The organism is Noviherbaspirillum saxi (assembly GCF_003591035.1).
In the GTDB taxonomy this organism is placed as follows: Bacteria; Pseudomonadota; Gammaproteobacteria; order Burkholderiales; family Burkholderiaceae_D; genus Noviherbaspirillum; species Noviherbaspirillum saxi.
The window spans coordinates 944,501-959,174 of sequence record NZ_QYUO01000003.1; the positions used below are offsets into that span (position 1 = coordinate 944,501).

Below are 14,674 nucleotides of genomic sequence, written 5' to 3' on the forward strand. Positions count from 1 at the left end.
GGCTTGTCGACTACTCACAAAATCCTCACGAACAGCACGTCGCTGTGTCAGCTATCCCTCATGACGCCCTTTGGCTGGGTAGCTGCGCTCTCGAATTCCGTCTGGCCTGAATTTTTAGGTCAGGTCAGGAGATCACGACTTCCCAGGCAGGACGCTTGACATTCAAAGTAACATTGGAGAGAATCAATGCACCGAAATGTCAAATACATCGGGCGGCTCAGTAAGGGCATGAAAATATAACTATTGGTAGGAGACAACGATGCAATCGGATTTACCTTGTGGCGACATCCAAGTGCCGCGCCAAGCGATGTGGCGTATGGCCATACTGGCAATGTTTTTGCCCGCTTCCGTTCAGGCGTTCGAATTGAATATCGCGGATGACCACTGGAAGTTGAACTGGGACAACACCTTGACATATAACTTGGGGGCGCGTGTACGGGACGTGAACCCGCTGATTGGTAATAATCCCGCCTTCCATCAGGCTGAGCATAAGTTTCCTAATGCTGGCGATGTTGTCACCAATAGAGCTTCTGTCCTCACCGAGTTCAATGCTATTTATCAGGGACGGATGGGCGTGCGGCTCTCTGCCTCAGCCTGGAAGGATTTAGCGTACGACCGCGATGCAGCGACGAACCCAGGTACTTACGCACCGGGTATTCCCTACAGCGCGATCCAAGCGTATCCCGGCGGAAGATATTCGTCCTACACTGACCGTTACTACGTACAGGGCGCCCAATTACTTGACGCGTTCCTGTTCAGTAACTTCGAGGTTGCCGGCAAACCGACGTACCTAAAGTTGGGTCAGCTGACCGAGTACTGGGGGAACGCAATGTTTTTCCCATATCAGGCATTGTCCTATTCGCAGGGCGCCATCGATGGAATCAAGCTTGCGTCGTCTCCTGGCACTGACGTGAAGGAGTTGTTCATTCCACGCCAACAAATGAGCTTGACTAGTCAGATTACACCGGAGCTCGCACTATCGGCCCAGTACTTTCTTGGATTTACGCGTAATCGGCTGCCGGAGGGGGGGACATTCCGCGGGCCGGTCGACTTTCTGTTTCAAGGGCCGTCGAGCATGTTCGCTGGCGCTGTTCCAGATGGAACCGGTAGCTTTTTCCCATTCAGCATCCCAGCTGGTGGAGCCAACGTCCCGCCGAAACGCAATAACAACTTTGGCGTCAAGCTCGCTTGGACTCCAAGTTCCATGAACGGCGCTGTCTCCGCTCAATATCGAAAGTTCGATGAAGTGCAGCCGTGGTCACCCTTGTTCAACTTTGGGCCGGGCGGCCTGCCGACAGACTACCACCTTGCTTACAACCAGGGTGCCGAACTCTTCGGTGTAAGTGTCGATACAACGCTCGGTCAGGTAAGTACCGGATTAGAGCTCTCGTATCGACGTAACACCGCATTAAACAGCAATGGTTTCAACCCTGCTGTTCCGGTCCAGACAGAGGGCGCCAAGGGCAATACTTTGAATATCGTAGCCAACGCCCTTGTGCCGCTGTCGCGTACGCCGCTGTGGGATACCGGCATTTTGGCTGCGGAGCTCGCCGTCACTCATCTGCGCGATGTGACCTCAAACGAAGCTTTATATAACGGTGTCGGCAGAGCTGGATGCGTTGGCGGAAAGTGGGATGGATGCTCCACCCGCAATTACGTTGCGTTCGCCTTCAAGATCGAACCGCAGTGGCTGCAGGTATTCCCCGGCGTCGACCTCAGTGCGCCCATCAGCGACGTGATTGGTGTTTACGGCAACTCGCCTTCACTTGAGGGCGGTATCTACCAGGGGAGTCACAACTTTTCGGTTGGGTTGAAGGCATTGATCCGCCAGAAGACCAGCATCACGCTCGCATACAACGGCGCCTACTACCGGACCAATGGCGTAACAACCACGCCTAGTGGTCTGCCGCTTTACTCCGGCGGCAACGGTGGTTTCGGCCTCAATGACCGGAATTGGATCTCGCTTACCGCGCAGACCTCGTTCTGACCTTCTCGATAACGGAGACAAGAAATGAAAAAACTTATTACCCTTTCTCTTACAGGTGCGTTGCTGTTGCACTTCGGGCCGGCCACGTCCGCTGTTAGCAACGAAGAAGCAAAGCAGCTGGGGGAGGCATTGACATCCTTCGGTGCGATCAAGGCGGGCAATGCGGACGGTTCAATTCCACCCTATACTGGAGGCTTGACTAAGCCCCCAGTGGGCTTCGATCCAAAGAGCGGAGTCTGGCCAGATCCTTTCTCTAACGAGAAGCCAATCGTCAAAATTACCGCGGCCAACATGGCCCAATATGCCGACAAGCTGACGCCGGGTACGCAAGCCCTGCTCAAACGATTCCCGACCTACCGAATCGACGTGTACAAGAGCCATAGGACGATGCACTACCCGGATTGGGTGCTGCAGAATACGGCAAAGAACGCTACTACTGCGAAGCTGACCGGCAAGGTCGATGGCGATGGTGTCGAAGGGGCGTTCGGCGGGATTCCGTTTCCCATCCCCAAGAGCGGAACGGAAGTGATGTGGAACAACCTGTTGAGCTACCAGCGTACCCAAATCGATGTGTACAACCCAGGTCAGTACTTGGTGGATGCGGCGGGCAACCGGAGCCAACTGCCGACAACGCCATCGAAAACCTACTATCCACACTACGACCGCGCACTGGCGGACAAAGGAAGCGGGGAGATGTACAGCAAGCTTTGGGCCCAGGTGGCAGCGCCCCCCACCATGGCAGGTACTGCCTTCCTAGTAAACTATCCCATCAACTACGCATCGTCCGACCAGCAATCCTGGGTCTATACACCAGGCCAGCGACGCGTGCGCATGGCGCCTGAGTATCGTTACGATACGCCTTATGCCCAGAACGGAGGTGTGTTGTTCTGGGACGAACTGCAACTCTTTCGAGGTCGGATGGACCGTTTCGACTTCAAGTTAGTGGGTCGCAAAGAACTTTACATCCCGTATAACAACTACAAATACCCCACGATGCCCGCCGAGGCGATCTATGGGACCAAGCACATAGAGGGCGATGCCGTACGCTGGGAATTGCATCGCGTTTGGGTAGTGGAGGCATCCCTTAAAGACGGCGCCCGCCATGCCTATTCCAAACGTGTCTTCTACTTTGACGAAGACACATGGGCTCTCGTCGAGGCTGACGGCTTCGATCAGGAAGGGAAGCTCTGGCGCGTGGGACTCGCCTATACCTTCAACTACTATGACGGAATCGGCGGTGGAATGTTCGCGCAGTCGTGCACCTATGATCTTCAGAAGGGCAGCTATTTTTCCTACTTGAGCCCGACTGCGAATGGCGCACCCAAGATCTTCGTGCATGACAAATTGGACACGCCTGCCTTGTTCACCCCTTCGGGCCTGGCCGGCACCGGTGTCCGCTAACCGTGCCGCTGACAATTATTGCCCACCCTGTTTGTGAGATCACGCTAACATGTTCCAACGTCGCCGTCTGTTATCCCTGTTGACGCTCCTGCCCGTTTTGGCCGGCCTGCCGCGCCAGTCTGCAGCGCAGAGTTTGGTATCGACTCGCGGTGACATTGAGGATTCACTCGATGTTCCTGCACGTCGCGTCAACGGAGCATCTCAGCGCCCGCTAATGGCCGTGCATGCTCTCGGCGACCGTTTGGTAGCGGTCGGCATGCGAGGCCTTATCCTCGTTTCCCAAGATGGCGGGCGAAATTGGACACAATCTGACGTACCCGTCCAAAGTGACCTCGTAGCTATTCACTTCCGTACCGCAAATAAAGGATGGGCCGTGGGCCATGACGGCGTCGTGCTCCATAGTGTTGACGGGGGTAGCAGTTGGATCAAACAGTTCGACGGCAGGAAGGCTGGAAATGCACTTGTAGAGCATTACACACGTCGGATCCAGCAAGGTCAAAAGGGATTGCAGCTCTATCTCGCCCAGGTCGAGCTCAACTTCAAGCGGGGACAGTCGGTGCCCTATCTGGGGGTCTGGTTCAGGGACGCCAACAGTGGCTACGCTGTGGGCCCCTTCGGCACCCTGATCGAGACCAACGACGGCGGCAATACCTGGCTGCCAGCATTGGACAAGATCGACAATGACAGCTTTCTCCACCTCAACGCTCTGCACGAGGTCGACCGACAAGTCTACATACCAGCAGAGAAGGGCACGCTATTTCGGCTAAATCGGGCGGCAGGCCGGTTCCACGACATTCGGACAGGATATGAGGGCAGCTTTTTTGGCGTGGTTGGTCACGGTCGAAGCTTGTTGGCCTATGGTCTGCGCGGAACGATCTATCGAAGCACCGACGACGGCATGAGTTGGTCCTCCCTTCCACGAGCAGTCAACGGCACCTACACCGGCGGAATCTACGTAAGTAAATGCGATGTCTTCGTGCTATCCACGTCAGAGGGCGATTTGGTTACTGTGGATGTCCAAAGCGGGCACACCGAACGGATCGGAAAACCGTCGAACGCGATGATCACGAGCTTGGCGGCATTACCAGATGGAAGTATCGCGTATACGGGCATGGGTGGAGTGGCGAAGATATCTGCCAATGCGATCGTGTCCTCCACTACCACCAAGTTGAAATGAATAGCTGAACCCATGGCACATATCCCCACCCCTACGACGTCCCAGAAAGTCATTGCCCGCGTCGAAGATTTCGATGTCAGGTCAGGGACGCTCCTCGAACGACTGATCTTCAATCATCGTCGGATGCTCATTGGGGTACTAATGCTGCTGACGTTAGTGTTCAGCTTTGGCGTCTTCAAGCTGCATATTACTGCCAGCTTCGAGAACATGATGCCGCGATCCAGCGAGTTCATTCGAAACTACATGGACAACGCTGGTGCCCTGCGCGGTCTGGGCAACTCGGTGCGGGTGGTCGTTGAAAATACTTCTGGAGATGTCTACAACGAAACCTACCTTAAGACGCTCCAGAAGATCAACGATAGCATGTACGCCATCCCGGGCGTGGATCGTTCCTTTGTAAAGTCGTTGTGGATGCCGCTCGTCCGTTGGGCAGAGGTGACGCCCGATGGTTTCCAAGGTGGTCCGGTGATGCCCGAGGACTACAATGGCTCGTCCGACAGCCTCGAGCGTCTACGTACTAACGTGGGCAAGGCAGGTCTTGTTGGCTCTCTGGTGGCAAGCGACCAGCGCTCTTCGATGATTTTCCTACCACTCATGGACCGCTACGCGGACACCGGTTTGCCGTTGGACATGAAAGACGTGTGGTCGCGAATCGAGGATATTCGAGCGACGCACGCGGGCGATGGGGTCAATATTTATGTCATTGGCTTCGCGCAGTTAGTTGGTGATCTGATCGATGGCCTTTTCCAGGTAGCGACTTACTTTATCATTGCGGCGCTGATAGCGATTGCGATTATCTACCTGTACACTCGCTGCGCGCGAAGCACGATGCTGGTGGTGGCCTGTTCGCTGGTTGCTGTCACTTGGCAACTCGGGATTATGGGTCTCGTCGGGCTTGACCTCGACCCATACTCGATCCTCGTACCATTTCTGGTGTTCGCCATTGGGATCTCGCACGGGGCGCAAAAAATGAACGGTGTGATGCAGGACATCGGTCGTGGCACACACAAATATGTTGCTGCGCGCTACACGTTTCGACGTCTATTCGTGGCAGGGCTGACGGCCTTACTGGCAGATGTCGTGGGGTTTGCGGTACTGCTGTTGATCGACATTCCTGTTATCCGTGGGCTTGCCCTGGCGGCAAGTCTAGGCGTCGCCGTCCTGGTTTTCACTAACCTGGTACTGCTGCCAGTCCTACTTTCGTATACCGGGGTGAGCCCGGCAGCGGCGCGACTCAGCCTTGTCGAGAACGAGCAGCATCCGTTCGTGCGGCTCTTTGTTCCTTTTACACGGCCCATCGGCGGTCGGATAGCGCTCGGCATTGCGACGGTGGTGGCAATGGCAAGCTTCATGGTGAGTCTTCAGTTGAAGATCGGCGATCTGGATCCGGGTGCGCCCGAGCTGCGCAGCGACTCTCGCTACAACCGGGACAATGCCTACGTGACTTCGCACTACCAGCTCTCTACGGACCAGTTTGCAGTCATGGTCAGAACCGCTCCCGGAGGTATCAACGACTATAAAACTGTTTTGGAGATGGACCGCTTGGAGGAGCTGTTGCGCGATTTGCCGGGTGTTCAGATTACCACCTCAGTAAGCAGCTTGGCTCGTGCCTACACGGCGGCGGGCTTCGAGGGCGACCCGCGCTGGATGACATTAAGCCGCGACCCCTTCACGATGACCGATGTGATTAACAACGTATACGTCTCGAATCCTGAACTGGTCAACGGAGAACGGTCGGTGGCTCCCATCGTAGCCTTCCTAGTGGACCATAAGGCCGAAACACTACAGCGCGTGGTTGATGTGGTGCAGAGCTTTGCGTTGACGCATAACAACAGCGAACGCCGGTTCCTTCTGGCGGCCGGTAGCTCTGGTATCGAGGCCGCGACCAATATTGCGGTGGCCAAGGCCAACCGCATCATGCTGCTTCTGGTTTATGCCTCGGTGGTGGCACTTTGCTTCATTACATTTCGCAGCTGGCGTGCCGTCGTCGTGGCGGTAGTACCGCTTGCACTGACATCCCTAATGTGCGAGGCGTTGATGGTGATGCTAGGTATTGGACTGAAGGTTGCTACGTTGCCAGTCACAGCACTTGGGGTGGGAATTGGCGTTGATTATGCGCTGTATCTGCTTAGTGTTCAGCTTATGCTGCAGCGTGAGGGACACTCTCTCGAGTCAGCCTACGCCTCGGCGTTAAAGTTCACCGGCAAGGTCATTGCACTCATCGGGATCACCCTTGCTGCAGCCGTATTAACCTGGGCTTGGTCGCCAATCAAATTCCAGGCTGATATGGGGATTCTTTTGGGCATCATGTTCTTGCTGAACATGGTGGGTGCGCTAGTCCTTATCCCGGCATTGTCGCGCCTAATGCTACGCCGCGTTAGCGGCGGCGTAGCATAATTGTGGTAGCAAGGTCTAATATCCAATTGCCATTGCGCACCGGTAAGCAAGCGTCCTGGAACATTAAGATCAAGCATAGTGTCAGAATGTGAAGTTGTCGCCAATATGCATTGGTTACGCTGCTTGCCCGCCATGCCAATTGCTTTGCCGGATTCGGCGGTGTGCCGCGTCAAGCGCTTTATGACAATATGAAAGCGGCTGTTATCGAGCATGATACTAAAGGTCTGATGGCGTATCAGTATCAGAAAAATTTTCTGGACTTTGCTCGGCATCAGTGCTTCCAGTGTAAATTGTGCCAGCCATTTCGCGCTAGGCCGAGGTCGAAGTGAAGCGCATAAACGGCCATCTGCGGTGCAGCAGTTAGGAAGTTCGGTGAACAAATAGGACAGCTATTCAATGGAGTCAGCGGCAAAGTTGCGTCAACAGCTCGGATGCAACTTTGCGATCTCTACTTTGCCTGAATGCGTTTAGTACCTGGCGAGCGACGGCGTTTACGGACCGCTCTTAAACCAACGCGGAGCAATTCTGCAAGCTCATGAGGAGCCGAACTTCGGTCTTGTGGCGTCAATAAGTCAAGCCACTTGGGTAACCATTGGAAGACTGCGGGATAGACGGCAATGATCGCACGAGTATGCAATTGGCGTACTGTCCCCTCCCTCTGGCCGTCAGCATATACTTGCAGATAGCGCTCCATTAAGAGCACCGCAGAAGCGTTGATTTGCTCTCTTACTGGATCCGGTAGTGATTCAAATCCAGCCACTGGTGCGAGAGGCGCTATATCTTCCCTAATGCTCGCTGCAGCGACAGCGTGCGACGCGGCACAGATGGCTGCAATTTTTGAGCCGTCATACGCAAGGAGGCTTTGACTAAGCCGTTCATAAATTCTGAAAGCACGACGGTAGCACTCTACGACGAGAGTTTCCTTATCACCCACATTATGGTAGATCACCTTCTTCGTTACGCCGATTCGGTCAGCGATTTCCTCAAGTGAGGTAGCGTCAATACCCTTTAGATTAAACAGCCAAGACGCAGATGCCAGCAGAGCCTCTTGCCTTGCAGCGGCAAGTGCCTCGGCATTGAAAATATGATCGATAGGTACATCATTCGACGATAAGTCAAGCGAATGATAGCTCACCGTCGCATTCCGGTCCTCTGCTATGCCGTCAATAAGAATTTCCTTAATAGCATCAAGCATATCTTGGCGCGAGAGAGGTTCACTTGAGCGCCATCGTTGGGCCGTGGGAAGCCATGACACTAACCCTAGAATTGCTTGTGCCACGATAGAGGCGTTGCAGGGGCGTAGTTCATCGCGCTCTACGCCCCCCCTGAGAATGGTGACAAGGTTTGCCCAAAGAGCCTCATAGAGGCCGGAAATGGTGCTCCGTTGGTCTGTGCGAAGAAACGCAACCTCGCTTAAAGAAGCAAACTCAGGCTGAGATTCATCCAGCAAGCCGTCAACAAACGACTCAATGATTTTTATCGCACTGCCGCCTTTATGTACCGCTTCGCTCAACCAGCGAGCCATGATCTCGCAAGTGCGTCGATAACTTTGGAACACTAAGTCTTCTTGATCTTCGAAATAGTGGTATAGCGCTGCACGCGACACACCGACACGTGTTGCAATTTTGGGCAGAGACGTATGTGAAACACCATGGCTGTTAAGTATTTTCGCTGCTTCTTCAAGCACGCGAGAGTGCTGGACGCCTTGCGTTAATCGAGTCTTTGTAGATTGCGTCACCATGGATGGGCCTAGTACTAGCGTATATCGTTATAAGAAGGACCAATGGCCTTGCCGGCATATTGGGCTGAGTTCAAAATTCTAACGGAATACATGCGTGTTGACGTAAAAAAGCACAGGGAACTGTTCGATTTGATATGAATTTTTGTGGGAATCATAGGACATGCTTACCAACTAAAGGATCATTTAGCCAAGCTTCTAGAAGCAACCGATGTAGCCGTCATGCGACCACGCTGGCGGCGGTGCTTCCACGTGCGCATGCAGTGCAGAAGGTGATGCATATGCTTTGCAGACGCAACTTCCCATTACTGTATTGTTTGCCGACATGCTGGGAACGGCATTCAAGGCTGGTATCGGGGCAAGCGCCTGCACGGCAGCGATGAAGACGCCGCATCCGATCGCGTGATGCCAACAATGTCTGCACGCGTCAAATATTGTGCACGGTGGCAGCGCTCAATCTTGAGCAGCTCCGTGTGGATCGCCACCATGCATGCACGTACCAGTTCAGTGTCAGCCAGCAACAGGCACGCCGTCCAAACAAGCCCAGCTGCACTTCCTTGCCCCGGTTCTTGAATTCGCCACGTCCCTAGTAAAGCTGCTCGTATAGTTTCTCGACACGGTTATGGAGCAGGTGGGGAATGACACGCCTTCGATAGGCCATCGTTCTACCTGCATAACGAAACTGACCAGTGAGGCGCTGCAGAATGCCTTTATAACGACCAGTCAAGTGCTGAGCTGTTTTGCAAGCTACTGACCAGTTCGACGCTCCATTGCTCGGTGCAAGTGAGTGACGTCGGGTGGCTGAGCTAAAAAGGGCACCCTCGTTCAGACAAACGTCGGGAAAGGGCTGGCACGGGGAACTACGCCTGACCAGCACCCACTGCACGCTAACTAGGCCAAGGTCGGGCGTAACACATGCCATCAGATACTTTCGATAGAGCGCGTGCATCGACATTTAATAATAGTTGCCGTAACTACAGTAGCCGCGCTGCATCTTTGTTGCTGGGATCCCGCAGCCCGGCTTATGTAACGCCGTGGCGCGTTAAAAAGAGTCAGTGGTCTGGTACGACACCCACTAACCGAGAAGGGGCGATTCGGTGCGGTTTGCATATGGGTGCAAATACGCACCAATTCGTTGACTCTTGCTTTTATGTATGAGAGACTAAATGCACTCAAACGTAAACGCGTAGCCGCGGAATATTAAGGAGACAAAAATGGCATCTGGGCATGACAAATTTCAAACGGACATAGCACCGGCGACGGGAAGCATCGAAGACAAAACACTGCGTGAGAAGTACAAGACTGAACGGGAAAAGCGTTTGCGCGTCGGGGGAAATGCGCAGTATCGCTCTACTGAGGGGGAACTCGCAAACTACCTTGAAGATCCGTTCATCGATCGCGAACTAGAGCGAAATCCGATTACCAGGGACGTCGATGTCCTGGTGATTGGCGGGGGATTCGGCGGGCTCATGGCAGCCGCACGCTTGCACGAGTCAGGTGTGACAAACTTTATGATTATCGAAAAAGGCAGTGACTTCGGCGGCACATGGTACTGGAATCGCTATCCTGGTGCAGCCTGTGATATCGAGTCCTACATATATCTCCCACTGCTTGATGAACTTGGTTACGTGCCTGTCGAGAAGTATTCACGCGGCCCGGAGATTTTCGAGCACTCGCGTGCAATTGGACGGAAGTACGACCTTTATCGGCGCGCACGTTTCGGAACCGAGGTAAAAGAGTTGCGTTGGGATGACGACAGTGCGCTTTGGGTAGTCTCAACCAATCGCGGGGACACAATATGCGCCCGTTTCGTCTGCATGTCGACTGGCCCCTTGCAGCGGCCAAAGCTGCCTAATATTCCTGGAATTACGTCTTTTGAAGGACACTCGTTTCACACCAGCCGTTGGGACTACACCTACACCGGAGGCGACGCCAGCGGCGGGTTAAAGGGACTTACCGACAAACGGGTCGGCATCATCGGTACCGGCGCAACCGCCGTACAGTGCATCCCTCATCTTGGCAAGTGGGCAAAACATTTATATGTGTTCCAGCGGACGCCTGTCTCTGTAGCTCCTAGAGGGAACTGTCCAACAGACCTTGAATGGGCAAAGTCGCTGAAGCCCGGTTGGCAAAAGCAGCGTATGGATAACTTCAACGCTATTGTATGCGGCGAGAAACAAAGCGAAGATTTGGTTGCCGATGGGTGGACATCAATTTTCTCCACAATCGGGGTTGAACTCGCCGGTCATGGAGAGTTAGCCGAACAAAGGCAGCTTGCAGATTTCCAGTACATGGAGGAAGTCCGTGCACGCATTGATGCCGTCGTCAAAGACCTTGGAACTGCTGCGGCACTGAAACCCTATTACAACGTCATGTGTAAGCGCCCGGCCTTCCATGATACCTACCTAGAAACCTTCAACCGTCCAAACGTAACCCTGGTCGACACTCAGGGAAATGGTGTTGAGCGGGTAACAAAGGACGGCATTATTGCGAACGGTACCGAGTATAAGATTGATTGCCTGATTTACTCAACTGGGTTTGAATTTCAAACAGATTTTGAGCATCGCAATGGCTTCAAAATCTATGGCCGGAATGGAAAGAGCCTTGGTGAGAAGTGGAAGGATGGTCTCTCCACCCTATGGGGCTATCACACTCGCGATTTTCCAAATTGTTTCATCATGGGAAACGGCCAAGGTGCCAATACGCCAAACTTCACGCATATGTTGAATGTGGGCAGTCAACACATTGCTTACATTGTCAAGCATTGCATAGATAACCGACTCAGAGCGATTGAACCGACAGAACAGGCGGAGCAGGCGTGGGTCGAACATGTGATGTCATTCGCGGGCATCCGGCAAAAATACGATCTTGAATGCACGCCCAGCTACTACAACAACGAAGGCATGCCTTCTGATATCACTTCAACCCGCAACAATTTCTATATGGGAGGTGCTTTCACCTTCATCAAATTGCTCGAAGACTGGCGCCTCAAAGGGAACTTTGATCTGTTTGATCGAGAGAAGGACGATAAGTCGCTACAACGATCTGCCGAGAAAAGGCAACTGCGAGGTTAATGCTGAATTATCAGTCGTTTACAACCTTTTAAATAGGAGACGAAATGAATAATGCAATGCTTGAAATCGAGAAATTTAAAGCGGCTTGGGTAGCTCAAGCCCTCGAACAGGCGAAGTCACCGCCGAGCCTGGACGACCAGCGACGATCCTTCGATGCATTGATGGGGGCGGTTCCTATTGCAGACAACTGTGAAGTGAGTAGTATCACCTCCGGTGGCGTACGTGGCGAGATTATCGTCCCGAGAGACGCCGACCTGTCAAAAGCGCTTGTTTATCACCATGGAGGCGGATTCACTTTCGGTAGTGTACTCAGCCACCGGCATCTAGTTTCGCGGCTGGCGAAAGCCGCTGGCGTAGTCGCATACAACATGGAGTATCGTCTTGCTCCAGAAACGCCATATCCAGGCGCAATCGAGGATGCGCTGCAAACGTATCATTTCATGAAAACCGAAGGGTTTGCGCCATGCAGGATGGTATTCGCGGGAGAGTCCGCAGGAGGGAACCTCACGGCCTCGCTCCTGCTAAAGATTCGCGAACTTGGACTCGAGCAGCCAGCAGGCGCATATCTCCTAAGCCCTTGGCTGGATCTGACGCAGAGCGGCGACACTTATCAAGAACGTGCTGCCTACGATCCAATGCTGACCCGTCCAGCGCTGGACTTCTGCTCGCAGGCATATCGAGCCGGTAAAGATGCCACGGACCCTATGATCTCTCCGCTGAACGCACAGCTTTCTGGACTGCCGTCCATGTTTATTCAGGTGGGGACCGACGAGGTATTGTTAAGCGATTCACTTGAGTTTGCTCGACGTGCTGCGCTTGCCGGACTTGACGTCCGTCTGCATGTTTGGCAGGACATGGTTCACGCATGGCCGCTATTCCATACGTCCCTTCCATCGGCAGGCTTAGCCGCCATTGATGAGGCTGGTGCGTGGATTGCTGAAAGACTGAGGGAGCGCTAGCAACGCATTGCGGGCCTACCATGTAGCGCGATCTTTCGGACGGCATGGTGACCCGCGCTAAATTATTTGGCTGAAGATCCAACGAAGCGCACGACGGTAGGGGCGGAAGGGAGAGTTTAGATAAACTGTTTTTTGAAGCGCTGCAGCAGAGTCGGATTTCTCCTGTCTTCTTTACTTGCCGATTACATCAAGAAGGGCCCGGTCGATTGGCAGCCGCTTGAACATACTGATGTCGGTACCGCCGGTATTGCCGGTTGGGACTATGCCGATGGCAGATCCGAGTGCACCAAGCACGATACGAACTCCCTGTCCGAACACTTCTCTTGCCGACCTGTGCCTTACTCCGATCTTTAGCATCCACCAGTGCGATATAACGTGAGGAATCACATATCGTTGTCCCAGAACATGCGCTACCTCTAAATGTTTGAATGCCTGCTTGAACTCTCCTCGCCGGTAAAGTCCTATGGCAGCCGCCATCTCGGAGCTAAATGCCTGCTTTAATTCATGCTTCATGAGTGATCCTTAGGTTATACAGCGGTTACATGCCATCGGCGTTTGCATCGCCGCTGTCCCGATATTGATTCCTATTCGCTGCCACTGATACCAGAGAGGCAAGCAGCGAATTCCTGCATATGTACATATTAAAAACCCTATAGCTACTACAGAGTCAAGCACAATCCGAGATCTGCTAATTATCTTTCCGCGGACGTAAATATCAGTTAAAAATTGACAGAATTTTCTCTCCAGCGAAACGCTCCAAGCGTCGTTTCTCTTGAGAAAGTTCATGAAATGAATCCATCTCCCATCCCTCGTGCGGGCACTAACGATCGCCTTAGCTCTTTCCGGATGCGGTGGGACAGATGTAGTTGAACTGCGAACGCTCAGGCGAAGCGGAAAACGATCTCAAGATCTATGGCTGGACACCGGCGTTGTCCCGCGCGGAATTGCTTGATATCTATGCCAATGACTTGATAAGTCTGATAGCTTTCCGCACAATCCGTGCACAAGCAATCAGGCATAACTCTCGGTCAGTTTCTTCGTCATCGATCCGATCAGCGCAATCATCTCGATATTGGTCGCGGCGCATGCCAGTCCTACTCTGCGCTTGAAGTCACTCTCAAAGCTGATTGGCCGAATCACGACATTTTTCAGTCCGTCGCAATGCGATTGCGGCACCACCGAAATACCGACTCCCAGTTCCACCAGGCCGAGCACGGCTTCTTCGCGCGTGGCCGAAGCGCGGATATCCGGCCGGATGTTTTTCTGGATCAGCAACTGTGTAAACATCTGATGCAGAACACAATAAGGCCGCTCGATCAAAGGTGCATCGTTCAGATCGGTCAATTCGAAATGTGTCTTGAAGCGCAGCGGATGCGTGTCGGGAACGATCACTACATAATCCTCTTCCCATAGCAGCTGCATCCATTCGGTATCGAGCCTGCAACTTTCCGAAACAAGCTTCAGATCGAAGGCTTCTCCTTCCTGCGTCAGTTTCAGTTTCATCGTCGGCAAATGTTCATACAGCATTGCGATCAGCGGTCCGGCGCGATGCACCGGCAGGTCGTCCTGGATCCGTACACGCATTTCGCGCTGCGGCGGCTCGCGAAAGCCATGCAAGATGGCGAGCGACTCAGCCAGCAATGCCTTCGCCCGCGGATAAAGCTTTTCGCCATCGGCCGTCGGAGTGAGTCCGTTCTTTGCGCGCTCGAACAATTGGGTACCGAGTGACGATTCCAGGTTCTGGATCGCGGCACTGATCGACGGCTGCGCAATATAGGACCGTTTGGCGGCGCCTGTAATGGAGCGTTCTTCATAGGCGGCGACAAAGTACTTCAAGGCGCGTAAATCGAACATGCCGGTCTCCATTCGTCATAGATTTTTTATTTTACATGAGGATATTTAAAATATTATGCCTATTAATAGCCTTCAATTAGAGTATGT

9 protein-coding genes are annotated in these 14,674 nt (G+C 53.4%); 6 read left to right on the forward strand and 3 right to left on the reverse strand.

All coding sequences use genetic code 11. The features are described from left to right. The first annotated feature begins 259 nt into the window (after positions 1–259). Genes D3871_RS27415 through D3871_RS27430 form a run of 4 tightly spaced genes read left to right on the forward strand, consistent with a single transcriptional unit; the run spans position 260 to position 6,962 of the window. Positions 260–1,987 carry a DUF1302 domain-containing protein gene (locus D3871_RS27415; RefSeq protein WP_119772234.1) on the forward strand — a complete coding sequence of 576 codons (1,728 nt, stop codon included), beginning with the start codon at positions 260–262 and terminating at the stop codon, positions 1,985–1,987. A 24-nt stretch (positions 1,988–2,011) separates the two neighbouring features. Then, positions 2,012–3,388 (forward strand): DUF1329 domain-containing protein, encoded by a 1,377-nt coding sequence (locus D3871_RS27420; RefSeq protein WP_119772235.1) that lies wholly within the window; start codon positions 2,012–2,014, stop codon positions 3,386–3,388. 49 nt (positions 3,389–3,437) lie between these two features. Then, a complete protein-coding gene (locus D3871_RS27425; RefSeq protein ID WP_119772236.1) occupies positions 3,438–4,565 on the forward strand; it encodes a WD40/YVTN/BNR-like repeat-containing protein in 1,128 nt (375 codons plus the stop codon). 12 nt (positions 4,566–4,577) lie between these two features. Next, positions 4,578–6,962: an efflux RND transporter permease subunit gene (locus tag D3871_RS27430; RefSeq protein WP_119772237.1), complete on the forward strand. Its 2,385-nt coding sequence runs from the start codon at positions 4,578–4,580 to the stop codon at positions 6,960–6,962. A gap of 448 nt (positions 6,963–7,410) precedes the next feature. On the opposite strand, the gene D3871_RS27435 is transcribed toward D3871_RS27430, so the two are convergent. After that, positions 7,411–8,703: a TetR/AcrR family transcriptional regulator gene (locus D3871_RS27435; RefSeq protein WP_119772238.1), complete on the reverse strand. Its 1,293-nt coding sequence runs from the start codon at positions 8,701–8,703 to the stop codon at positions 7,411–7,413. A gap of 1,211 nt (positions 8,704–9,914) precedes the next feature. On the opposite strand from D3871_RS27435, the gene D3871_RS27440 reads away from it, so the two are divergent. Beyond that, positions 9,915–11,774, forward strand: a complete 1,860-nt coding sequence (locus tag D3871_RS27440; RefSeq protein WP_119772239.1) for a flavin-containing monooxygenase — start codon at positions 9,915–9,917, stop codon at positions 11,772–11,774. 44 nt (positions 11,775–11,818) lie between these two features. Continuing rightward, positions 11,819–12,733, forward strand: coding sequence for an alpha/beta hydrolase (locus tag D3871_RS27445; RefSeq protein WP_119772240.1), 915 nt, complete (start codon positions 11,819–11,821; stop codon positions 12,731–12,733). A gap of 171 nt (positions 12,734–12,904) precedes the next feature. Here the strand turns inward: D3871_RS27445 and D3871_RS27450 are convergent, their stop codons facing one another. Then, positions 12,905–13,246, reverse strand: coding sequence for a DUF3703 domain-containing protein (locus D3871_RS27450; protein WP_119772241.1), 342 nt, complete (start codon positions 13,244–13,246; stop codon positions 12,905–12,907). Positions 13,247–13,744: 498 nt separating this feature from the next. Beyond that, complete coding sequence (locus D3871_RS27455) at positions 13,745–14,587, reverse strand: LysR family transcriptional regulator (protein ID WP_158598091.1); 843 nt, start codon at positions 14,585–14,587, stop codon at positions 13,745–13,747. Positions 14,588–14,674 lie beyond the last annotated feature (87 nt).

Excerpts from the sequence above, each read along its gene's own strand:
- D3871_RS27415 (WP_119772234.1), top strand. The coding sequence starts at position 260 with ATGCAATCGGATTTACCTTGTGGCGACATCCAAGTGCCGCGCCAAGCG.
- D3871_RS27420 (WP_119772235.1), top strand. The coding sequence starts at position 2,012 with ATGAAAAAACTTATTACCCTTTCTCTTACAGGTGCGTTGCTGTTGCAC.
- D3871_RS27425 (WP_119772236.1), top strand. The coding sequence starts at position 3,438 with ATGTTCCAACGTCGCCGTCTGTTATCCCTGTTGACGCTCCTGCCCGTT.
- D3871_RS27430 (WP_119772237.1), top strand. The coding sequence starts at position 4,578 with ATGGCACATATCCCCACCCCTACGACGTCCCAGAAAGTCATTGCCCGC.
- D3871_RS27435 (WP_119772238.1), bottom strand. The coding sequence starts at position 8,703 with ATGGTGACGCAATCTACAAAGACTCGATTAACGCAAGGCGTCCAGCAC.
- D3871_RS27440 (WP_119772239.1), top strand. The coding sequence starts at position 9,915 with ATGGCATCTGGGCATGACAAATTTCAAACGGACATAGCACCGGCGACG.
- D3871_RS27445 (WP_119772240.1), top strand. The coding sequence starts at position 11,819 with ATGAATAATGCAATGCTTGAAATCGAGAAATTTAAAGCGGCTTGGGTA.
- D3871_RS27450 (WP_119772241.1), bottom strand. The coding sequence starts at position 13,246 with ATGAAGCATGAATTAAAGCAGGCATTTAGCTCCGAGATGGCGGCTGCC.
- D3871_RS27455 (WP_158598091.1), bottom strand. The coding sequence starts at position 14,587 with ATGTTCGATTTACGCGCCTTGAAGTACTTTGTCGCCGCCTATGAAGAA.